This window comes from Sulfuriferula sp. (assembly GCF_054605375.1).
The window spans coordinates 72243-92930 of record NZ_JBTSEG010000009.1 but is presented as its reverse complement, the minus strand read 5'-3'; the positions used below and the strand labels follow the sequence as shown (position 1 = coordinate 92930).

Genomic DNA, 20688 nt, shown 5'->3' with positions numbered 1-20688 from the left:
ACCATCTTTATGTATGGGATTAGGGATAAGGTTGAGCTCACTCATCGGTTTGTCATAAGGGTCGGACATTGCTACCAGCATCCCCGCCATAGACATCAAGTAGTACCAAAGCCCATCACTCATGTTGTCCACTAGGAAGCGTACTAGCGATATACAAAACACCAGGTAAATGCCAACAAACATGGCGGAACTTGAGCTATTTTTGAACTCATTTCGCCCAAGCTTAAGTACTTTTAAACAAAACCAGACAAAGCAAATTGCTCCTGGCAGTCCAAAGCATATGGCCAAATCAAGGAAACCACTATGCGACTCTTTTACGAAAGTATTGCCAGTTACCGCAGACGGATTGGCTGCGTCCAATAAGGTCAAAATCGTATATCTGGTGGCTCCTATACCCAGGGGGTGCTCCAACACACCTTGCAAGCCAAATTGTAGCCAAGATAGCCTCAAATAGGCTGATTGGTCTACCGAACATCTAAATTCTCTTCCATCGCCACAGTTAGTATCCTGCCAGTATTTTATGCTCTGCCATGCCTTGGCATTTGTGGTTTTCTGGAAAACTGCTGCTACGCTATAACTGAATTCCGACCAGCGTTCTTGACCGGCAGAGAAGGCTATTAAAATAGAGAAGGCTAAAACGCTGGCTAAATATACAAACAACAGATTTGAATGAGTAGTTATTCGCATAGCTGCCCCCATAAATGCCTTGCGTAACCAGGGTATAAAAATCACTCCGATAACAGTTATGACGAGAGATAACTCTGCGGATCTGGTATCCAAAATCGCCAGTGCAAATACTGATAATGGAAAGAGGAAAAGCAGGAAGGTTTTGGCCCTCTTTGAGACGCATGTACTGCCCAATAGCGCGAATACGAGCAGCGATGTTAGCGCGATACTTAAATATTTACGACCAACTCGAGGGATATCTTTAAGATGCTGGAAATATCTGGGAGTATCCAATTCCCCTCTTGTGAAAGCTTGAACCAGGTCAAGTGAAAAAATAGAGAGGTGAACCATCCCTGGCAGCAATAACAAAAGCATCAGACCTTTTTCACCCAGTTCACGATGAAAATTTTTCATTAGCCAATAAGCAGCCAAATAACATAAAAAACCAATTACAAACTCTCTGGTAAAAACGAGAAACTCTATTAAATCAGCACCAAAAAAAACAAACAGGAAACCTATCACAAGAATTACCCAAAGAGGGGAATAGACTCGCAACGCTAGGCGCCAATTTGTCGGAATTTTAGGCGTGTCTGAGACGCGTAGGAGAACAAATCCGAGAGTCATTAAGGCAAGACCATGCCACTCCTTCGTAGGCGCCAAAAACAGCGTAATAGCTGCCGCACTTAAAAGCAGGCTTGTCCATACAAAGAACAGGCGTTTGGGTAATGCAGCAACCCCCACTATTTGCCTTAGGATACTGCTGCTCATTACTCCCCGTACTCCTGTTCAATTTTGTGATATTCAATATCCAGTGGAGAAAATGGAGTCATACACCATTCCTCATTTGGTGTGTCGTCCTGTGTCTGTGAACCAAACAGCGGCACGCGCGCTGTCGCCGGAGTGGCGTTGTGTTTCTTTGCGGATGGAGGCTTTTTGGCTGTCTGCGAGTCTCATTGCGTGAGTCGTACCGGATCAAACGGGGTGACCGGCTGAGTGCTTCATGAAGTTGCGGTAAGCGTATTTTAACCCATCTTTCAGGTTTAAACCCGCATGCCAGCCAAGAGTGTTCATGCGTGAAACATCCAGCAGTTTTTTCGGGGTGCCATCCGGTTTGCTCGCATCAAATACGATGTCGCCGGTGAAGCCGACGGCTTCACCCACACACTCGGCCAGTTCCTTGATGGTGAGATCAACACCTGTGCCGATATTGACCAGCGGCGGCAGCGTGCCGTTGCCGTCATCCAGTACACGCTGGAAACGCCCATCGTCGAGGTTCATCAGGAACACGCAGGCATCGGCCATGTCGTCGCTGTAAAGAAATTCGCGCATTGGGGTCAGACTCCAATTTTCTCTGATCACTGAGACGGGCCGTGGGTTGGGTTTGTCCGTGAGGTTGGTTCAAGGTTTGTTTCATCATTCTGCGGTGCCCCTTAGTTTCAACCGCGCCAGCTCGATGGATTGGTGAAGTTTGGCTTGTAGCGTTTCACGCGGCGGCAGGAGGGTCAGGTAGTCGGCCACATGGATGTTGCTTTGCGGTAGTTGCAGCAGTTCGACGTGCTCCTGATTTTTTCCTGTGCAGAGGATAAGGCCGATGGGCGTGGCCTCGCCTTCCATTTGTTCCTGTTTTTCAAGGTAGCGCAGGTAGAGCTCCATCTGACCTTTGAAGGCGGCTTCGAATTCGCCGATCTTGAGGTCGATGGCGACGAGACGACGTAGCCTGCGGTGATAGAAGAGCAAGTCGATGTAGTAATCACGGTTGTCGATGGTGATGCGCTTTTGCCGGGCCATGAAGGCGAAATCACTCCCAAGCTCGATAATGAATCGTTGCAATTCGGCCAAAATGGCGGATTCGAGGTCTTTTTCGGAATAGCTGTCGGTCAGGCCAAGAAAATCCAGCACGTAGGGGTCGCGAAAGGTGAGATCCGGTGAGAGTTGCCCTTGGTCGCGTAGAAGATCGAGGTCTTGCCGGATGGTGTCTTCGGGCTTTTTGGATATGGCTGTGCGCTCGTAGAGCAGCGAGTTGATACGCTCTTGCAACTGGCGAACGCTCCAGCGTTCAAGACGGCAGATTTCGAGGTAGAAATCGCGTTTGAGTGGGTCGTCGATGTAGATCAGCGCCTTGAGATGAGACCAGGACAATTCTCTCCGCACTGTGGAGAGAATTTGCTCATCAGGGTATATCTCAGCCAATCGCAAGCAGTGACGGAGTTGCTGCTCGCTCCACCCTTTGCCAAAATCGGTCGTCAGCAGCCGTGCCAATTCGGCGATCACCTGCTTGCCATATTTGGCCCTTTGCCCCTGCAGCAATTCGCTGTTAATGCGTCGGCCGATCTGCCAGTAGAGTTGGGTGAGTTCGGCATTGACCGCGCTGGCCACCCGCTGCCGGGCGGCATCGATGAGATGGCGCACATCGGTAAGCAGCCGGTTATCGGTTGGAATGGGGTTGGTCATGTCAGGCTCTCAACAAAAATGAAATGGAGTCAGACATATTTCCCGGTTGAGTATTGGGGTCAGGATCAGACACCATTTTCCGGTTATATCACTGTCACCTGCCTTGTCCCGCACCCATGAGTCAAAAAGCGGGACGCCCGCATCATCGCCGACATACTGTTGCACTTCTTCGCGGATGGCGGTTTTTTGGGTGTCGGTGAGTCTCATTGCGTAGGTCGTATCAAACCGGCTGATGGGCCGAATGCTGCATGAAGTCGTGGTAGGCGCATTTTAACCCATCTTGCAGGCTTAAATCCGCCTGCCAGCCCAGCGCGCCCATGCGTGACACATCCAGCAGTTTCCTCGGTGTGCCGTCGGGCTTGCTCGCATCAAATACGATTTCGCCGGTAAAGCCGACGGCTTCACCCACCTGCTCGGCGAGTTCGCGAATGGTGAGATCGACACCGGTGCCGATATTGACCAGCGGCGGCAACTGTCCGTCGCCGTCATCCAGTACGCGCTGGAAACGCGCAGCGTCGAGGTTCATCAGGAACACGCAGGCATCGGCCATGTCGTGGCTGTAGAGAAACTCGCGATATGGTGTGCCGGTGCCCCACACCACGACTTCTTTATCGCCACGCACTTTGGCTTCGTGGAACTTGCGGATGAGCGCGGGGATGACATGGGAATTGTTGAGGTCGTAGTTGTCCCCGGGGCCATAGAGATTGGTCGGCATGACCGCCAGGTACTGGGTGCCATATTGCCGGTTATACGCCCAGCACATTTCGATACCGGCGATCTTGGCGGTACTGGCTAGCAGGCGTTCGTAAAACAAGCGGCCAATCTGCCGCTCCAGGTCACGCCGCGACCAATTACTCTGCACCGCTTCGGTTTCGTAGAACTGGCGGGCGGCGTTATTTTCCACCCGCATCAGGGCGCGGTAGTGTGACCAGCTCAGGTTGGGATGAAAGCCTGATGGGGATTCGCTACCCGCCGGGCAGCTTATCGGATTTAATCCATTGGAGGCCGCCAATTGGCTACCCGATGGGTGGCTAATCGATACTATCCGGTCGGAGTAGGTCTGATAAAACTGCCGGAAGTTTTTCAGGTTGGCGGCGGAAAACCCGGCGCCGTAGTGCCCGGTGAGTCGTTTCGACAGATCCGTGATCAAGGCATTGCCATATTGCGCCCGCGTTTCGCCGCCTTGCAGTGCTTGTACGATTTCACGGCCAATCAGCCAATACACCAGCACCGTTTCGTGGTTGATGGTGCGCAGGACACGTCCGCGCCCCGGCTCCAGAATGCCGGCGACGCGCTCAAACAGTGAATCCACTTCACTATTGGTTGAAAGTGATGGTGTGGCTGACCTTTTCATAGCCGTTCTTTTGTGGCTGTCAGCTCCGGCTGCATGCCTCTGGTGTAATGCTTGACGGGTGTATCAAGAATTCTTTCAACCTCGGCAAAAACCACGATCTCGTCAAATTTACTTCTGATCTTCGCCTTGCTCATGCCGAGGATCGCGCCATTCAAGAAAATCTTCCGATGGCCGATGATGTATTTTTTCGAGAGGTTCTCGACGCTGATAACAGAGGGCATCAGAAAACCTTTAAAAGTTTAGATTTAGTCATTCTGGCTTGCCTGGATTGATAGCGGGTAAGCCTCAAGTTTTATCGATTCCCCGCAATGTGCGGGCGCGGGTGGCGAGCGATTCCACGGTTTCGTCTTGCCATTGGTTTTTGCGCCACTCGGTATAATCAAAACGCTCACGGTTAATCAAAGCGATAAACCGTTCCGCTTCGACTGCTCCCATGACTTGCATCAAGGCACGGATGCCCTCAGAACGAATCTCAGTATCAGTCTTCATCATTTTTATCCTTTAGTACACGTACAAAATCAACAGGGTCGACAACGCGAATGCTGTCCTGTTTTGCCATCTTGCGCAGTAGTGCGTTATCCGTTGTCAGGAAGTATTCGGCGCGAGCCTCGATTGCACATGCAACATGAAGCGCGTCCATTGGTTTGACGCCAATTTTGGAGAGTGTTATCGCTTTCTGTTCAACAAGCTCGTTAACAGACATATCTACAACCCCTATTTGCTGCCAGTCAGCAATAGTCACTTTCCGATTCAAATCAGGATTGGCGGAATTTTCTATATCCATAATCGCCGACCATACCAAGTCCAGCGCGCCCTGTCGAACCATCTCCTGAACATGGAGCTTGGCCTCTGTCTGAAGTCGAACAATCAAATCCGATTGATCATCAAAGGGACGGTTAAAACAACAGATATCCAGATAAATACGCATGGCATTCCCTACTATTTGACGGACATTTGGTGCATTTTACCATCCACCAATTGCATTTTCAGTTGGCTACAGTTTGTAGTCGCGTTGAAGCTGATATCCTTGAGAGCCCAGAACTCTTCGTGGGTAGAGTCATTTTGCTGCTCTGAAAAAAGATGAAGCAGCTTCCGGTTGATACGCTTGGCACTATTCGCCAGGACATCGCGCAACGCGGTATAGCGCTCCTGCTTCCGGTGACCGATGTTGTATTCTTTCGAGAGGTTCTCGACTGAGATGACAGATGACATCAGGGAGCCTCTGGTTTTAGATTTTGTCATTAGGCTCTGTCTGAATCGATAACGAAGATGTCAGCCATTTCAGTGCGCCAATACTGCCAGCAACCCCGCCTGATCGGCGACGGCGCGCAAGCGTTTGTCGCGCGTCCAAAGCAGGGTGCCCGGTGTCAGGCGCGTGCTTGCCAGCAAGTGCGCATCTATATAACCGATCCCGATCCCGTATAGATTGCTTTGGTTGATGAGCGCCAGCACTTCTTCATCTGTGGCGACTTTTACACGGGGCATATCAGTTAATGTATCCAGAATCACATCGCGTTGTCGCAAGCTACCCAAGGCAATCTCGCCGATGACAAATGGGTGCACAAGCACTTGCCCGGTATTCAGCAGTTTCACCAAGGTATTGTCACCATGGCGGAGATGGTCTATCCACACCGATGTATCGACCAGTATCACGCTCGCACCGATTTCCGTCTTGGTACAGGCTCAAGCGCGGGCTCGCTGCCGCCCAGCAGCGCAAGCCGATGCGCGCTTTCGCGTTCTATCAATGCGTTCAGCGCCTCTCTCACCAAAGCCGATTTTTCTGTCAGCCCGGTAAAAGCCTGTGCTTTGGCAACCAGGTTGTCATCAAGTGCAAGTGTTGTTCTCATCGCAATATCCCTCAAATGTTGAGGCACACATAATAACATTAAATGATGCCTTGATTGATGCCTGAACTAACCGCTATATCCGCTGAATTGGGTCACTTTCCCGGCTTGGCGAAATGATGGCGGAGACATCAGATCACGTCCGCAACGGCAAGGTTAAGTGCAAAAACAAGCTCCGGAGCAAGTCCGGAATGACGAATGTAATCGCTGACATAGTGATGCTCATTTATGTTTGGCTTTCCGGTTTAGCTGTTGCGCTTGCCCTGCCCGTGTGATGCGATATTTCTGAAGACGGCTATTTGGCTTGTCTGAGATGGTTGGCTCAATCAAGCCCAACACAAGCGCTGGCTTGAGATAGCGCCTGTCAAAATTGTCGCGTGATTTTAGCGCTAGCGCATCCGGCAACTGTTGTCGTGACATTTCGTCGTGCACAACATTTAGCAACCGCCCGATCTCTGCTGTGACTTGCCTTGTGACTTGCCCTGTGCCATTACTATTCTCTAGCAGTGACTCTGGCTGCTCAACCTCAACCTGAGCGAAGGTGAGCATGAATCCGCCGCTGATTTCTTGTGTGCTCATTCGTCTGAGTCCAAATAATAATAACCGCCCGTTTTGGCTGCGCCTCTAAATTCAACCAAGCCATTTTCTTTGAGTTGCCTGAGCCAGCGCTCAACATTTTTCGCGGAGGTTGCCATTCGTTCTGCTAGTGAGGGGACACGCAACCCAGGATGCAGTTTGATGGTTTTGAGTAATGAATTTACTCCCTCATTTACTCCCTCATTTACTCCCTCATTTACTCCGCCATGCTGCGCAAACGTAACCATCACGCCGCCTGCAAATTCTTTGATATCGAAATCAATTTCCGGGTAGTCGCGCAGCGCTTTGCGAATGCGTATGAAGCCGCTACCATATTTCTCGATACTGCCAGTAAGGTAAAAACCTTCGGCAACCAGTTTGTTGCGCAGGCTGGAGCGATAGTTGTCGGCCTGGATGTCGGCCACGCTGATGCCGCCGTAAAAGGTGCCGGGGCTAAAGATTGTGATCTTGTCGTCAAAGATTTTGATTTGAATGTCTGAGCCATCGGTGTAGTCGCGGTGGACGACTGCATTGAGCAGGGCTTCACGCAGCGCGGGCAGCGGGTAGCCAAAGCGTTCTTTGCGCTGAATGCTGCCATCAAACTCAAACGCGACACTGATGTACGAGATGATGAATTTCATCGACTGCTCGACCACTTCAAACAGGGTATCGGTGAACTGCCGGTCGTCGATGATCATGCTGGGTGTTTTGAAGCGCCCGATGTGAATGTTGTGACGTATCGGTTCCTTGGCAAATAGCAGCATGGCCGCCCATGTGGGGCGACCATTGATGATGTAGTTGAGTTTTTCCAGTGCGGCGAGGCCCGTGTTTTCCAGTGCGAAGCGGCCATTGTCGTTCACGTGCTGAATGAATCGCTTGATCTTGGGCATGGATAACTCAGCCAGCGTGTGCTTGCCGGCTTGATGTGCGTCCCATGAAATCTGTAGCGATTGCATGTAGAGATCGGCAATTTCGTTTAAGGCAAGTTGATGGTTGGAACTGGCCACGCGCTTGAAATAGCGTCCCCGTGTGTTTATCGGTTTGACTGGAAATTCGTCAATGCGAATGGCCACGACGGTTTTGCCATTCACAGCGATGACTTCCAGGTCGGGGATAAGTGATGGGCTAGTAGCGGATTTGATTTGCCCCAGCCATTCGTTGAGCGTTTCCTTCCCCATCGATACACCCAAGGCCACCCCAGCATCGCTTATTCCCACCAGCACTATTCCACCCTGCGCATTGGCAAAGGCCACCAATGATTCAACTGTGGTCTTATCAAAACTGGTTTTAAACTCCAGTGTCTGTGATTCGCCATCAAGCAGCCATTGATCGTAATGGTTGTCCCTGGCGGCCATGATCAAATCACGTCCGCGAAAGTTTTTTCCGTTTTACGGAAGTAATAGATTCCTGTGACCAGTATCACCAGAACCAGAGACAGGGAAAGCAAAAATCCAGGCCAGTAAAGTTGGGTATTGCCGCCTAATATCGCCCAGCGGAAACCATCGATCACGCCTACCATTGGATTCAATGAATAGAGCAGGCGCCATTTTTCAGGAACGATCGTGCTGCTGAATCCGACTGGTGAAACGTAGAGTCCGAACTGCACCACAAAGGGAATGATGTAGCGAAAATCCCGGTATTTGACATTGAGTGCCGCTGTCCACAGTCCTGCGCCTATTGCAGCAGCAAAGGCGATCAAAATAAACAACGGCAGCGTTAATATTCGCCAATCAGGCGCAAACCCATACCAGAGCATCAAACCAACTAGAATGACCCCCGAAATCAGAAAATCCACAAAACTCACGATTACGGCACTGGCAGGCACTACCAAGCGGGGAAAGTAAACTTTGGAAATCATGTTGGCATTGCTGATCAGGCTATTACCCGCTTCGGTAAACGCATTGGAGAAAAATTGCCAAGGCAGCAGCGCGGCGAAAACCAGAATCGGGTAGGGCGCACCCTCGGAAGGCAGTTTGGCCAGTTTGCTGAATACGAACACAAACACAACCATGGTCAAGAACGGCCTGATTAGTGCCCATGCAAAGCCAATGACAGTTTGCTTATAGCGGACCAGAATATCCCGCCAAGACAAAATATAAAAAAGCTCACGATACCGCCACAGGTCTCTCCAATAGTGGCGTTCCGTCCTGCCTGCTTCGATAACGAGTGTAGCCTGATTGGTTGGCATGCGTATTATTTCATCCCTTTTTTAGAAGGAGTGCCATTGTGTTGCCGCGCCCGAATTTGCCCGGCCTCTTGCCGCAAACCTTTGATCTCTTTCGTCAACGCCGCATGTTCGTCAATCTTGATCTTGAGGAATTGCACGGTGATTCGCGCTTTTTCCTCGATTCCACACGGCGTCAGCAGGTAGGCATAGCCCTTTTTGTTGTTGCTGTTGCGGAAGTTGTTGGCTTTGACCAAACCTTTCTCGATCAAGGCTTGAATGCAATAGTTCACCCGCCCCAGGCTGATGCCCAGATCTCCGGCCAGTTCGCGCTGGCTGATCTCAGGATTGGCCTCCAGGCGTTTCAGGATTTTGTAGCGGTATTCGTCGCTTAACATGGCTACGCCATTCACTTTTATCGTTCAATCATTGAACATGTTCAGCGATTGAACGATAATTTCAAGGTAGAGTCAAGCGGGTTAATGGGCTGAGTGCTGCATGAAGTCGCGGTAAGCGTATTTTAGCCCGTCTTGCAGGTTTAAACCCGCATGCCAGCCTAGGGCGTTCATGCGTGAAACATCCAGCAGTTTCCTCGGGGTGCCATCCGGTTTGCTCGCATCAAATACGATTTTACCGGTAAAGCCGACGGTTTCACCCACACACTCGGCCAGTTCCTTGATGGTGAGATCAACGCCCGTGCCGATATTGACCAGCGGCGGCAGCTTGCCGCTGCCGTCATCGAGCACGTTCTGGAAACGCGCATCGTCGAGGTTCATCAGGAACACGCAGGCATCGGCCATGTCGTCGCTGTAAAGAAATTCGCGATACGGTGTGCCGGTGCCCCACACCACGACTTCTTTATCACCACGCAGTTTGGCTTCGTGGAACTTGCGAATGAGTGCGGGGATCACGTGTGAGGTGTTGAGGTCGTAGTTGTCGCCGGGGCCATAGAGATTGGTCGGCATGACCGCCAGGTACTGTGTGCCATATTGCCGGTTATACGCCCAGCACATCTCGATACCGGCGATCTTGGCGACAGCATAGGGGCGGTTGGTGGATTCGAGCGGGCCGGTGAGCAGGTATTCCTCCTTCATCGGCTGCGGGCAGTCGCGCGGGTAGATGCAGGAGGAGCCGAGAAACAGCAGGCGCTTGACGCCGTGCCGGTGCGCCGCCTGGATGATGTTGCTCTGGATCGCGAGGTTGATGGCGATGAAATCAGCCGGATAGGTGTTGTTGGCGAGGATGCCGCCGACTTTGGCGGCGGCGAGAAACACGTATTCGGGTTTTTCTGCGGCGAAGAAGACTTCGACTGCGGCCTGGTTGGTGAGGTCGAGCTCGGCATGGGTGCGGGTGAGGATATGGGGGTGGGAAGCGGTCAGGCGGCGGACGATGGCGGAGCCGACCAGGCCGCGATGACCGGCGATGTAGATTTTTGCGTTTGGGTTCATTTATTGGCCTTCCCGGGGGCCGCATCGGTTGCAATAAAACCGATGGGGCGTTTGCTTTGCGCAGGAGGTGTCATGAGCTGACGGATCGCATCAATCAGCCCGGTGATGGCTTGGTCATGACTGCCGATTTTTCGCTCCAGCGCTTCCAGCTTTGCAGCGAATTCCTTGTGTGTGGAGAGCATTTCGCGGAGCTGGACGAAGGTGCGCACGATGGCAATGCCAACTTCGGCAGCGGTCTCTGAATTAAGCACACTGGAAAGCATGAGTGCGCCATGTTCGGTGAAAGCATAGGGCGCATAGCGGCGACCGCCACGTCCTTTTGAGGTCACATTTTGTGATCTCAAAGCCAGCCATTCCTCTTCTGTGAGCCGAAACATGAAATCCGCTGGAAAACGGTGGGCATTGCGCTTGACGGCCTGCACCAATGCGCGTGTCTCGACGCTGTATAACAAAGCCAGGTCAGCATCCAGCATGACTTTATGTCCGCGAATCAGGAGGATTCGTTGAGCGGCAGACTCCGGCGCGACGAGCGTGGATGCGAGCGTCATTCGTGGTAGTCCATGGCCTTGTAGCCATGATGCTTGACCAGTTCGTCGCGTTCGGCCGCCTTGAGGTCTTCGCGCACCATTTCGGCGACCAGCTCATCGAAGGTGATTTTGGGGGTCCAGCCGAGTTTTGCCTTGGCTTTGCTGGGGTCGCCCAGCAGCGTTTCGACTTCGGTGGGGCGGAAATAACGCGGGTCGACTTGAACGATGATGCGATTCCCTTCTCCCGCGAGGGGAGGGGAGGTAAGCCAGTAGCCTTTTTCGTCCATGCCGGTGCCTTCCCAGCGGATGGCCATGCCCAGTTCCTTGGCGGCGGCATTGACGAAATCGCGTACGCTGTATTGCACGCCGGTGGCGATGACGAAATCTTCCGGCTCGTCTTGTTGCAGCATCAGCCATTGCATCTCGACGTAGTCTTTGGCATGGCCCCAGTCGCGCTTGGCGTCGAGATTGCCGAGGTACAGATCGTCTTGCAGGCCGAGTTTGATACGCGCCAGCGCGCGGGTGATCTTGCGGGTGACGAAGGTTTCGCCGCGCACCGGCGATTCGTGGTTGAACAGGATGCCGTTGCAGGCATACATGCCGTAAGCCTCGCGGTAGTTCACCGTGATCCAGTAGGCGTAGAGCTTGGCGGCGGCGTACGGCGAGCGCGGGTAGAACGGGGTGGTTTCGCGCTGTGGGGTTTCCTGCACTTTGCCGAACAGTTCGGAGGTAGAGGCTTGATAGAAGCGGGTTTTCTTTTCCAGGCCGAGGATGCGGATGGCCTCGAGCAGGCGCAAGGTGCCGAGCGCGTCGGAATTGGCGGTGTATTCCGGCTCTTCGAACGACACCGCCACATGCGATTGCGCGGCGAGGTTGTAGATTTCGTCGGGCTGCACCTGTTGCACGATGCGTACCAGACTGCTGGAGTCGGTCATGTCGCCGTAGTGCAGGAAAAACCGCCGGTTCTGTTCGTGCGGATCCTGGTACAGGTGGTCAATGCGGTCGGTGTTCAGCAGCGAGGCGCGGCGCTTGATGCCGTGCACTTCGTAATCTTTTGCAAGCAGGAACTCGGCCAGATAGGCGCCGTCCTGGCCGGTAACGCCGGTGATCAGGGCTTTTTTCATAAGGTAATATTTTGGGTGGTTACTAAATTAGTGTGTTGTGCAGGTGTCGCATCAGCAGGTTGGCGGAGGGCTGGCGCTCTGCGTTATGCCCAGCCTCGTTGCTCGATTTCATTCATCATTTTGTCGGCTGCAGCAATCAATGCCGGTACAAAAGCATGGCCGGATTGCAGCGCGCTGGCGAGTATGGCAGGGTCTTCAACGTATTCGTGAACCATCTGGTTTCTGAGGTTGCGCATGCTGATCCATTCGTCCGTTGAGTGGATGAGCCTCAGGCGCTCGGCGCGGTCAAGGTTGTCGATTGCAGCACCGGTTTTTTCGCCCAGGGCGGTCAACAGCAGGGGGAGTAATTTGTCACCTACGGTGTCTTGCAGGCGGCCGAATCTGCCGACAAAGGCTTCCACACGTTCTGCCAAGTCGGGGTCTGTTTCGAGCTGGCTCGCTTGCGCCAGGGTAAATGCATTTGCAAACAGGCGCTGGTCGGTGGTGGCGAGGTGCTGGCATTCTTTGCGCACAACGCGTACCAGGAACTTCAGACGTAGTGTCATTTCGGGTTTCAACGTCACAGCAACTGCCCTTCCTGGAATGCAATGTTGTGAATGGGCAGACGCATGAGGTTCGGTGCGCTGATCAGCACGTCCACTTTGCGGCCATGCAGGGCGCGTGAGGCGCGCGCCGCCAGTTGCGCGGCCATGAGAGCGGGGTTGTCTACCGGCTCGGGCAGTTCGAGCATCAGGTCGAGGTCGCCGCCGCGTGCGCTGTCATCAAGACGCGAACCGAACACGCGCACGCGTGCCAGTTCGCCGCCGATCTGGCGTGCGCTTTGGCGTATTGCTTCCATCTGTTCGTCAGTCAGGCGCATAGAGGTGTTTCACACTGGTTGGTATCGCCACTGGTTGTCTTTGCCGTCATTTTGACACACTCACTACGTTCGGGAAGTGCGCCAGCAAATATCGGCCAACAAATTCATACAATGCATTCAACTGTGTTGCGCCATCGAGAAAACGGTTGATGGCGCCAGCCTGCAATGCAGGGGCATCGGGGTATTCATGGGCAATTGCGTTGCGTGCTGTGCGAAGCTTTTTCCATTGTTCTGCCGAAGGCAATGCCCCCATTCGCTCCAGCCAATTGAGCTTTTCAGCGAAGCTTGCGTCGGGTGCAATGGGTTCCTGTGCCAGTTCGAGAACCGCCGGTAAAACTTTCTGGCCCATGGTGTCCTGTAATTTGGTGAAACGGTAGGCCACCTGGTCAAGTACTCGAAGCTGCTCTTTCGTAATGCGCTGAACGGAATCAGCATTAAACGGCAGCCATTTACGCGCCTCAGCCATGGCCTCTGCCAATACACTCACGTGTAGCCTGCATTCATTTAGATAGAGGCGCATCAGGCGTTCTGGTGTCACAGCCGGATACCTTCAGTTCGGGCAATATCATAAATCGGCATGTGGAAACCGGAATGCCGACGCTTGACGATCAGGTCTATTTTCTCGTCCTCAAAGGCGGGGGATGACTGGAGTTCTACGATCAATGCAATTTTGTGCTCAATGATGGCATCGGGCTGGTCGAGTGAGGTTTCGATAAAAAAATCGTAATCGCCACCTTTTTTTCTGTCGTCGGCACGCGAGCCGAACAGCCATAGCGCTGCGTCTGCGCCGAAGTGGCGCTGCGCTAAGGTTTTGACTGTCTCGGCTTGGTGCGGGGTCAGGCGCATGGGACGATGGCTCTTAAATAAAATAGGGGCTTACGCGCACAGATTGTGAAGGTATATGCAGCGCATAGGTGGGGATTATAGCAGCCCGAATCCATGCCTGGATTCAGCCGATGTTACCCTGCGTATTGGTCGCGCACACTGACTTGCATCGGCGATATTGCAGAATCAGATCAGAGCGCGCAAAAGGCTGCGTGCTGCAAGAGAGTAAGCGCATTGAACCCGTTGTGTTAAATAGGTAATTCCATTATTTCTCGTTAAAAATAGCATCAATTGCAGGAGCGGCTTTAGCCGCGATGCATTCTGATTGCGCGGCTAAAGCCGCTCCTGCATCCGGAGAATTCATTACGTTTTATCCACCAGCGGCAGATTTTGCTCGGCATAGGTCTTTATGCCATGAAAAGTCTTGTATAGCTCACCGGCCGTTTCGCGCGCCTTTACCAGCGCGGCAGCCAGTTGCGCCAGGTCATCGACATATTCGTGAACCAGATGGTTGCGCAGCCGGCGCATGGCTAGCCACTGGTCCGGGTCACTGACTATGCCCAGCCGTTCTGCGCGGCGCAGGTTGTCCAGGGCGGTGCCTGGTTCTTCGCCTACGGCGAGCAGAAAATGCGGCAGTAACTTATCGACGAGTGTGTCTTGCATGCGGGAAAACTTGCCGACAAAAGATTCCAGGCGGTCTATGCCTTCAGGTGTAGCAAGCAGATTTTCCAGCCATACGGGCGAAATCACATCTTGCCTGGGGAAAAGTCGTTGTATGACGCCTTGCAGGTAGATATCTTCTTTTTCGACCACGCGCAGTATCTGCCACAGGCGATTGATGGTTTCAGTCACAACGGTACTCCGGTTCTGCGTGCTTCTTCGTCGATGGTGCGCAGGGGTGTGCCGCGTCGATGAACGACGATGTCGATGCGCTGCTCGCCCAGCCGGCGCTGGAGTGCGGCGTAGAGCTGGAGCTCGCGCGTTAATGTCTGTTCGGCGTTGCCTTCGGCTTCAACGAAGAGGTCGATGTCGCCGCCCAGCGCGTCGTCACGCACCCGTGAGCCAAATAGCAAAACGCGCGCACTGTCGCCAAAGTGCCGTTGCACTTCTTCGCGGATGGTGGCGCTCTGGGTGTCGGTGAGTCTCATCTTGGTAGCTGCGTCCAATCAATCGGAAATAACAGGAATAATGGGAATGTGCAGGAAGGTATTGTAGCAGCCATGTAGTCACACATGGATTCAACCCGTGCCGTTGCCTTCTTGCAGCTCATCCATGCCGGCTTGCGTATCCGCTGATTCCAGCGTGAGGGTATTTCCGGTGGCGTAAATATCGGGATATGCCTGTTCGCTGAACGGCGCAACCATTGCTGTTCCACGTGGCGATTCCTTGCGTCAATCTGGCCGGGAACTGGCGGCTGATCGGTGCAGCCTGTGTTTACTTTTCCAGTTTGAGGGCGACCATTTTGGCAAATTCCGTAAAGTCCACAAGGTGATGGCGGGCGATGCTGTGCACAATCATCCAGTTGATACACTCGTAATTGTGAATGGCTATATTACGAAATCCAACGGCTTTTTTAAGGCGGGTTGCCAGCGTATCGTCCAAAACGCCTTGTTGTGCCAGGATGTCAAAAGTTTGCCCCATCGTGTCTGGTGGCGGCACCTCCATACCCGCTATCAAGTGCGTGCCAATATCAACGCAGATTTGCACTGCTCGGCTGAGATTGAGCGTGACGATGTCTTGAAGGTCTATGTTGGCTACCAGCGTTTGTGGATCTGGCGGGCACCTGGTTTCTATGCGTTGTAAAGATCGGCGCAAGGATTCCAGTTTTTGTTCGACTATTTCCCGATCCATGCGCGCCGCCTTTCCGCGAGTAATCTGGTGCGATAAGGCATGAAGTCTGCCTGTTCGTACAGATGTTTGCGAATCACTTCCCCATAAAGCGTGTCGCTGCCGACGATTTTTTTACCGTGGCGCACGATCTGCCCGAGCAATGGTTCCGCGACAGTACTCAGGTCAATCAGGTCGATCGGCCGCCCCGTATGCTCGGCCAACGCGCCGATAATGGCTATTTTCTCGTCGGCGGTCAGCGGATGGTTTGCGGCAATGGCGATATCCAGATCGCTATCGGGGCGCTGGCGGCCTGACGCTAGTGATCCAAACAACATGGCGAGGGTAATCTGCGGAAATTGCGCCAGCACTTTCCTGAGCAGAAGAAGGAATGGCGTCAGGCACCGTTTCTCGTTTGGCGAGGCCGGTTTAGCAGAATTCATTGCGTTTTATCTCCCTGCGGGAAAGCTTGCCCACGAAGGATTCCAGACGGTCTATGCCTTCAGGTGTGGCAAGCAGTTCTTCAAGCCACGCAGGCGATATCGCACTGTGTTCCGGGCAGCGTGCTTCTTTATCGCCGCCGGGCACGCCGTCGCCGAAGTGCCGCTGCACTTCTTCGCGGATGGTGGCGCTCTGGGTGTCGGTGAGTCTCATCTTGGTAGCTGCGTCCGATCAATTGGGGATAACGGGAATACGCAGGGGGTATTGTATCAGCCTGAACCCATAGCTGGGCTCAGGCCACGCTGCTGCCTTCGTACAGGTCATCCATGCGGATTTGCAGATTCGCCGACTCCAGCGTGATTTCATCGTCTGGCGCGAAAATGTCGGCGCTCCAGCCAGCTTCATTGCGGCGGTAAACCTCTACCCAGCGCCGTTCCTGGTCGATCAGCACGTATTCGCGCAGGCTGGCGATGTGGCGGTAGGCGAGCATTTTTTCGCGGCGGTCGATGGCTTCGGTGGTGGGGGAGAGCACTTCAACCAGCAGCACCGGGGATTCGATGTAATCCTTGGGGCTGTCGCTGGCGAGGTCGCCCTGTGCGCAAGTAACGGCAACATCGGGATAGTAGTAGCTGGCCTGCGTGGCGATGCGTACTTTCATATCGGCGATGAAGGTCTGGCAGCCGCTATCGCGCAGTTTGTTGCGCAGCAACGTGAACACGTTTCCAGAAATGATGTTGTGTGCCTTGCTGCCACCGGCCATGGCGAAGATTTCACCGGCGACATATTCATGCCTGACCTGGCTGGCGCGCTCGGTTTCGAGATATTCCTGTTCACTCAGTTGCAGAACAATCGCGTGCTTCATGTCGTACTCCCTTGTGGCCAACTGGCCGGACGCTGCTTATTGATTGGCGTGAGCATCACCCGGCCTGATGATAATAACCGCGATACCACGCTACAAATTTCTCTATCCCTTCCGCGAGCGGCGTCCTCGGCTCAAACCCTACGTCACGTTTGAGATCGGCCACATCGGCATAGGTAGCCACCACGTCGCCGGCCTGCATGGGCAGGAAGTTTTTCACGGCCTGTTTGCCGGCGGCGCGCTCGATGGTTTCAATGAAAGTCATCAGTTCCACCGGCTCGTGGTTGCCGATGTTGTAGACGCGGTAGGGGGCGTAGCTGGTGCCGGGGTCGGGGGCGTTGGTGTCGAATTGGGGATTGGGTGTGGCTGTGCGGTCGAGGATGCGCATCACACCTTCGACGATGTCGTCGATATAGGTGAAATCGCGCTGCATTTTGCCTTGGTTGAATACGTCGATCGGCTCGCCGCGCAGGATGGCGCCGGCGAACAGCGAGGGTGACATGTCCGGGCGTCCCCACGGGCCGTACACGGTGAAAAAACGCAGGCCGGTGGTGGGCAGGTTGTACAGGTGGCTGTAGCTGTGCGCCATCATCTCGCTGGCTTTTTTGGTGGCAGCGTACAGGCTGACCGGGTGATCGACATTGTCGTGCACGGAAAACGGCATGTGCGTATTGGCGCCGTATACGCTGGAACTGCTGGCGTAGACCAGGTGCTCGACCTGATTGTGTCGGCAGCCTTCGAGGATGTTGGTCAGGCCGACGATGTTGGACTGGATGTAGGCGTGCGGGTTTTTCAGCGAGTAGCGCACACCGGGCTGGGCGGCGAGGTTGATGACGCGCTGGAATTTTTCCGTGGCGAACAGGGTTTCCATGGCTGCCCGGTCGGCAATGTCGAGCTGGATGAAACGGAAGTTGTCATGGGGCGCCAATTGAGCCAGCCGCGCCTTTTTGAGATTGACGTCATAGTAATCGTTGAGGTTGTCCACACCGACGACTATATCGCCGCGTGCCAGAAGTTGCAGCGCGGTGTGCATTCCGATGAAGCCAGCCGCCCCAGTGAGTAGGATTTTCATGTGGTCTCCAGAATTATTAGGGCTGATTCTAACATGCCCGTTTACGCGTCATGCGCTGTTAGAATGCCGGCATGAAACTGTTTTTGCCCCGTTTTTTCTACGCCTTGCTGCTGTTCGTGGCGTTTCCTTACACGCTGCTGCATTTGCTCTGGCGTGCGCGTCGCCAGCCTGCTTACCTGCACCATTGGAGTGAGCGCTTCGGGTTGTATTCGGCCCGTCCAACGCAACCGGTGATCTGGTTGCATGCGGTGTCCGTGGGAGAGACGCGCGCCGCGGTACCGCTGGTGGAGGCGTTGCTGGCGCGCTATCCAGGGCATCGGATTTTGCTGACAAACACGACGCCAACCGGCCGCGCAACCAGTGAGTCTCTATTTGGCGAGCGGGTGATCAGAGCATATCTGCCCTACGATTACAGTTTCGCTGTGCGGCGCTTCGTGCGGCATTTTAAACCCGCGCTCGGCCTGTTGATGGAAACTGAAATCTGGCCGAACCTGATCCGTGCCTGTCACGCAAGCGGCACGCCAGTATTGCTGGTGAATGCGCGTTTGTCCGTGCGCTCCGCGCGGCGCTATGGCTGGCTTGATGCACTGGTGCGCAGCAGCTTGGGCAAGCTCGCCGCTGTCGTGGCGCAAACACACGCGGATGCTGAGCGGTTGAGCCTGCTGGGCGCGCAGGGTATCGAAGTGGCGGGTAATCTGAAATTTGATTGCGAGCCGCTCCCGGCGCAACTCCAGACCGGGGAGCAACTGCGTGCGCAGAGCGGCGGTTCACGGCCGGTATTCGTAGCGGCCAGCACACGTGAGGGCGAGGAGGGACTGGTGCTGGACGCGCTGGAACGGCTTGCGTCGCCCGGTCTGCTCACGATGATTGTGCCGCGCCATCCGCAGCGTTTTGACGAGGTGGCGGCGCTGCTGGAACAGCGCGGCGTGATTTATCAGCGGCGCAGTGCAGGTGAGCCTGTAGCAGTGCAGACAGCGGTGTTGCTGGGCGACACCATGGGCGAACTATTTGCCTACTATCGCGCCGCCGATATGGCATTTGTGGGGGGGAGTTTGCTGCCTTTCGGGGGGCAGAACCTGATTGAAGCCGCCGCCGTAGGCTGTCCGGTATTGATTGGCCCGCATACCTGGAACTTCACCGATGTGGCGCGCCAGGCTATTGCGTGCGGTGCGGCACAGCGTGTGGAGGATGTGGCCGGCCTGGCCCGGGCATTGAAGGATTTGCTGGATGATGCTTCGCGCCGCCGCCGGATGTCGGAAGCAGCGCAGGCGTTCAGCCTGGCTCATCGTGGCACGGTGCAGCGCTTGATGCAGGTTATTGGCCGATTTCTGGGTTGAGCCTGATTAATTGCTGCCCAGCAGTGATTTGTCCACTTCGTTGAGGTCGGTTTCGCTCAGGATTCCGGCAGCGGCTTTCAGGCGCAGTTTGGAAAGAATGTAGTTGTAACGCGCGGCAGCCAGATCACGTTTGGCGGAATAAAGCTGTTGCTGCGCATTGAGTACATCCACCGTGGTACGCACGCCGACCTCGAGGCCAAGCCTGGTCGAATCGAGCGCTGTCTGACTGGAGCGCAACGCCTGTTCCAGCGCCTTCACCTGGGCAGCGCCACTGGTTACGCCAAGGTATGCCTGGCTGGTATCGAGATCCACCTGGCGCCGCGCATCTTCGAGGTCTTCGCGCGCCTTGTCCTGATTGGCAACCGCTTCACGTACTTGTGAACTGACCAGGCCGCCCTGATACAGCGGCAGGTTGAATTCCACCCCGATTACGGCATTTTTGGTGTTGACCTGAAATCCGCCAAAATTCTGGTTGCGATTATCCGAATAGCTGGCAACGGCATCCAGGGTCGGGTAATGACCGGCGCGGTTGCGTTCGACCTCGCGTTGGGCGATGTCATAACTGGCGCGTTGTGCCTTGAGTACAGGGCTGTTCTGCTCGGCATGGACGATCCATTCTTCCATGTTGGCTGGATCGGGCGGTGTCAGGTGTAGCTTGTCCCCCAACGTGTCGAGCGTGGGCGGTGGCGTTCCGATAATGCGTTGCAGGGCGCGTTGTTTGATTTGCAGATCGTTGAGGGCGGCGATTTCCTGGGCGCTAGCGAGATCGGAACGCGCCTGTGCTTCGTTGCTGTCGGTAATCGTGGCGGTGCCGACCTCGAAATTGCGTCTGGCTTGCGCCAGTTGCTCGCCGATGGCGGCCTTTTGCGCACGCACGAAGCTGATGCTGTCCTGGCTTTGCAAGACATCAAAATAGGCTTGCGCGGTACGCAGGATCAGGTCCTGCGCGGCATTGGCGAGTTGTGCCCCGGCTACACTGACTTGCAGTTTGGCTTGCTCGTAGCGTTCCCAGTTCTGCTTGCGATAGATGGGTTGGGTGACAGTGATGCCGGCACTGTTGGAGGTGTAATTTTTGTCCCCGAACACCGATGAGTGGCTGTCGTTATTGAGCACATTGGCATTAAGACTGGCTTGCGGCAGTAAACCTGCCCGGCCCTGCGGCAGTTTTTCTACACCGGCGCGGTAGGCCGCGCGGGCAGAGGCATAAGCGGCATCGCTGTTTTGTGCCTGATGATAAATATCAGATAGGTTGGCGGCAAACGCCAAATGGGTAAATCCGATACCGAGGAGTGCGAGAGACAGACGTTTCAAAAG

Annotated in this window: 31 protein-coding genes; 1 reads left to right on the top strand and 30 read right to left on the bottom strand. The window is 54.3% G+C overall.

Annotation, left to right across the window (positions count from 1 at the left end):
* The 29 genes from ACYCZJ_RS07420 to ACYCZJ_RS07280 all read right to left on the bottom strand — a co-directional run.
* A partial coding sequence (locus ACYCZJ_RS07420; RefSeq protein ID WP_461553590.1) for an O-antigen ligase family protein occupies nucleotides 1-1434 on the bottom strand: 1434 nt, incomplete at its 3' end.
* Nucleotides 1435-1638: 204 nt separating this feature from the next.
* The gene (locus ACYCZJ_RS07415) at nucleotides 1639-1995 is read right to left on the bottom strand and encodes a hypothetical protein (protein ID WP_461553589.1); all 357 of its coding nucleotides are present in this window, start codon (nucleotides 1993-1995) and stop codon (nucleotides 1639-1641) included.
* An 84-nt stretch (nucleotides 1996-2079) separates the two neighbouring features.
* A complete protein-coding gene (locus ACYCZJ_RS07410) occupies nucleotides 2080-3117 on the bottom strand; it encodes a PDDEXK nuclease domain-containing protein (protein WP_461553588.1) in 1038 nt (345 codons plus the stop codon).
* Between the two features lie 220 nt (nucleotides 3118-3337).
* Nucleotides 3338-4471 carry a DUF1016 N-terminal domain-containing protein gene (locus ACYCZJ_RS07405; RefSeq protein WP_461553587.1) on the bottom strand — a complete coding sequence of 378 codons (1134 nt, stop codon included), beginning with the start codon at nucleotides 4469-4471 and terminating at the stop codon, nucleotides 3338-3340.
* The gene (locus tag ACYCZJ_RS07400) at nucleotides 4468-4692 is read right to left on the bottom strand and encodes a hypothetical protein (protein WP_461553586.1); all 225 of its coding nucleotides are present in this window, start codon (nucleotides 4690-4692) and stop codon (nucleotides 4468-4470) included. The genes ACYCZJ_RS07405 and ACYCZJ_RS07400 overlap by 4 nt, the downstream gene beginning before the upstream one ends.
* Before the next feature lie 64 nt (nucleotides 4693-4756).
* Complete coding sequence (locus tag ACYCZJ_RS07395) at nucleotides 4757-4963, bottom strand: hypothetical protein (protein WP_461553585.1); 207 nt, start codon at nucleotides 4961-4963, stop codon at nucleotides 4757-4759.
* A complete protein-coding gene (locus ACYCZJ_RS07390; protein WP_461553584.1) occupies nucleotides 4950-5399 on the bottom strand; it encodes a hypothetical protein in 450 nt (149 codons plus the stop codon). The genes ACYCZJ_RS07395 and ACYCZJ_RS07390 overlap by 14 nt, the downstream gene beginning before the upstream one ends.
* Before the next feature lie 11 nt (nucleotides 5400-5410).
* Nucleotides 5411-5683, bottom strand: a complete 273-nt coding sequence (locus ACYCZJ_RS07385) for a hypothetical protein (protein WP_461553583.1) — start codon at nucleotides 5681-5683, stop codon at nucleotides 5411-5413.
* A gap of 69 nt (nucleotides 5684-5752) precedes the next feature.
* Nucleotides 5753-6124 (bottom strand): type II toxin-antitoxin system VapC family toxin, encoded by a 372-nt coding sequence (locus tag ACYCZJ_RS07380; RefSeq protein ID WP_461553582.1) that lies wholly within the window; start codon nucleotides 6122-6124, stop codon nucleotides 5753-5755.
* Entirely contained in the window at nucleotides 6121-6318 is a 198-nt protein-coding gene (locus tag ACYCZJ_RS07375; RefSeq protein ID WP_461553581.1) for a type II toxin-antitoxin system VapB family antitoxin, read from the bottom strand. The genes ACYCZJ_RS07380 and ACYCZJ_RS07375 overlap by 4 nt, the downstream gene beginning before the upstream one ends.
* A gap of 219 nt (nucleotides 6319-6537) precedes the next feature.
* Nucleotides 6538-6894: a Fic family protein gene (locus ACYCZJ_RS07370; RefSeq protein ID WP_461553580.1), complete on the bottom strand. Its 357-nt coding sequence runs from the start codon at nucleotides 6892-6894 to the stop codon at nucleotides 6538-6540.
* A complete protein-coding gene (locus ACYCZJ_RS07365; protein WP_461553579.1) occupies nucleotides 6891-8246 on the bottom strand; it encodes an RNA-binding domain-containing protein in 1356 nt (451 codons plus the stop codon). Before ACYCZJ_RS07365 ends, ACYCZJ_RS07370 begins: the two co-directional genes overlap by 4 nt.
* Nucleotides 8247-8248: 2 nt before the next feature.
* Entirely contained in the window at nucleotides 8249-9079 is an 831-nt protein-coding gene (locus ACYCZJ_RS07360; protein ID WP_461553578.1) for an ABC transporter permease, read from the bottom strand.
* Nucleotides 9080-9084: 5 nt separating this feature from the next.
* Nucleotides 9085-9453: a MarR family EPS-associated transcriptional regulator gene (locus ACYCZJ_RS07355; RefSeq protein ID WP_461553577.1), complete on the bottom strand. Its 369-nt coding sequence runs from the start codon at nucleotides 9451-9453 to the stop codon at nucleotides 9085-9087.
* 81 nt (nucleotides 9454-9534) lie between these two features.
* Complete coding sequence (locus ACYCZJ_RS07350) at nucleotides 9535-10503, bottom strand: GDP-L-fucose synthase family protein (protein ID WP_461553576.1); 969 nt, start codon at nucleotides 10501-10503, stop codon at nucleotides 9535-9537.
* Entirely contained in the window at nucleotides 10500-11051 is a 552-nt protein-coding gene (locus ACYCZJ_RS07345) for an ORF6N domain-containing protein (protein WP_461553575.1), read from the bottom strand. The genes ACYCZJ_RS07350 and ACYCZJ_RS07345 overlap by 4 nt, the downstream gene beginning before the upstream one ends.
* Nucleotides 11048-12154: a GDP-mannose 4,6-dehydratase gene (gene gmd, locus ACYCZJ_RS07340; protein ID WP_461553574.1), complete on the bottom strand. Its 1107-nt coding sequence runs from the start codon at nucleotides 12152-12154 to the stop codon at nucleotides 11048-11050. Before gmd ends, ACYCZJ_RS07345 begins: the two co-directional genes overlap by 4 nt.
* Before the next feature lie 83 nt (nucleotides 12155-12237).
* Nucleotides 12238-12699 (bottom strand): hypothetical protein, encoded by a 462-nt coding sequence (locus tag ACYCZJ_RS07335; RefSeq protein ID WP_461553573.1) that lies wholly within the window; start codon nucleotides 12697-12699, stop codon nucleotides 12238-12240.
* Nucleotides 12700-12713: 14 nt separating this feature from the next.
* The gene (locus ACYCZJ_RS07330; RefSeq protein ID WP_461553572.1) at nucleotides 12714-13013 is read right to left on the bottom strand and encodes a hypothetical protein; all 300 of its coding nucleotides are present in this window, start codon (nucleotides 13011-13013) and stop codon (nucleotides 12714-12716) included.
* 46 nt (nucleotides 13014-13059) lie between these two features.
* On the bottom strand, nucleotides 13060-13500 hold the full coding sequence (locus ACYCZJ_RS07325) for a hypothetical protein (protein WP_461553571.1): 441 nt from the start codon (nucleotides 13498-13500) through the stop codon (nucleotides 13060-13062).
* Between the two features lie 47 nt (nucleotides 13501-13547).
* The gene (locus ACYCZJ_RS07320) at nucleotides 13548-13859 is read right to left on the bottom strand and encodes a nucleotidyltransferase family protein (RefSeq protein WP_461553570.1); all 312 of its coding nucleotides are present in this window, start codon (nucleotides 13857-13859) and stop codon (nucleotides 13548-13550) included.
* A 342-nt stretch (nucleotides 13860-14201) separates the two neighbouring features.
* The gene (locus ACYCZJ_RS07315; RefSeq protein ID WP_461553569.1) at nucleotides 14202-14690 is read right to left on the bottom strand and encodes a hypothetical protein; all 489 of its coding nucleotides are present in this window, start codon (nucleotides 14688-14690) and stop codon (nucleotides 14202-14204) included.
* Nucleotides 14687-14986: a nucleotidyltransferase domain-containing protein gene (locus ACYCZJ_RS07310; RefSeq protein WP_461553568.1), complete on the bottom strand. Its 300-nt coding sequence runs from the start codon at nucleotides 14984-14986 to the stop codon at nucleotides 14687-14689. The genes ACYCZJ_RS07315 and ACYCZJ_RS07310 overlap by 4 nt, the downstream gene beginning before the upstream one ends.
* Before the next feature lie 90 nt (nucleotides 14987-15076).
* The gene (locus ACYCZJ_RS07305) at nucleotides 15077-15202 is read right to left on the bottom strand and encodes a hypothetical protein (RefSeq protein ID WP_461553567.1); all 126 of its coding nucleotides are present in this window, start codon (nucleotides 15200-15202) and stop codon (nucleotides 15077-15079) included.
* Between the two features lie 70 nt (nucleotides 15203-15272).
* Entirely contained in the window at nucleotides 15273-15689 is a 417-nt protein-coding gene (gene hepT / locus ACYCZJ_RS07300; protein WP_461553566.1) for a type VII toxin-antitoxin system HepT family RNase toxin, read from the bottom strand.
* Nucleotides 15674-16108 carry a type VII toxin-antitoxin system MntA family adenylyltransferase antitoxin gene (gene mntA, locus ACYCZJ_RS07295; RefSeq protein WP_461553565.1) on the bottom strand — a complete coding sequence of 145 codons (435 nt, stop codon included), beginning with the start codon at nucleotides 16106-16108 and terminating at the stop codon, nucleotides 15674-15676. Before mntA ends, hepT begins: the two co-directional genes overlap by 16 nt.
* Nucleotides 16095-16319, bottom strand: a complete 225-nt coding sequence (locus ACYCZJ_RS07290) for a hypothetical protein (RefSeq protein ID WP_461553564.1) — start codon at nucleotides 16317-16319, stop codon at nucleotides 16095-16097. Before ACYCZJ_RS07290 ends, mntA begins: the two co-directional genes overlap by 14 nt.
* A 79-nt stretch (nucleotides 16320-16398) precedes the next feature.
* Complete coding sequence (locus ACYCZJ_RS07285; protein WP_461553563.1) at nucleotides 16399-16968, bottom strand: Uma2 family endonuclease; 570 nt, start codon at nucleotides 16966-16968, stop codon at nucleotides 16399-16401.
* Nucleotides 16969-17023: 55 nt separating this feature from the next.
* Nucleotides 17024-18037: an NAD-dependent epimerase gene (locus tag ACYCZJ_RS07280; RefSeq protein WP_461553562.1), complete on the bottom strand. Its 1014-nt coding sequence runs from the start codon at nucleotides 18035-18037 to the stop codon at nucleotides 17024-17026.
* A 71-nt stretch (nucleotides 18038-18108) separates the two neighbouring features.
* Between ACYCZJ_RS07280 and waaA the strand changes: the two genes are divergently transcribed.
* Nucleotides 18109-19374, top strand: a complete 1266-nt coding sequence (waaA, locus tag ACYCZJ_RS07275; protein ID WP_461553561.1) for a lipid IV(A) 3-deoxy-D-manno-octulosonic acid transferase — start codon at nucleotides 18109-18111, stop codon at nucleotides 19372-19374.
* Between the two features lie 6 nt (nucleotides 19375-19380).
* Here waaA and ACYCZJ_RS07270 read toward each other — a convergent pair whose 3' ends face one another.
* On the bottom strand, nucleotides 19381-20685 hold the full coding sequence (locus ACYCZJ_RS07270; RefSeq protein ID WP_461553560.1) for a TolC family outer membrane protein: 1305 nt from the start codon (nucleotides 20683-20685) through the stop codon (nucleotides 19381-19383).
* Nucleotides 20686-20688: the final 3 nt, after the last annotated feature.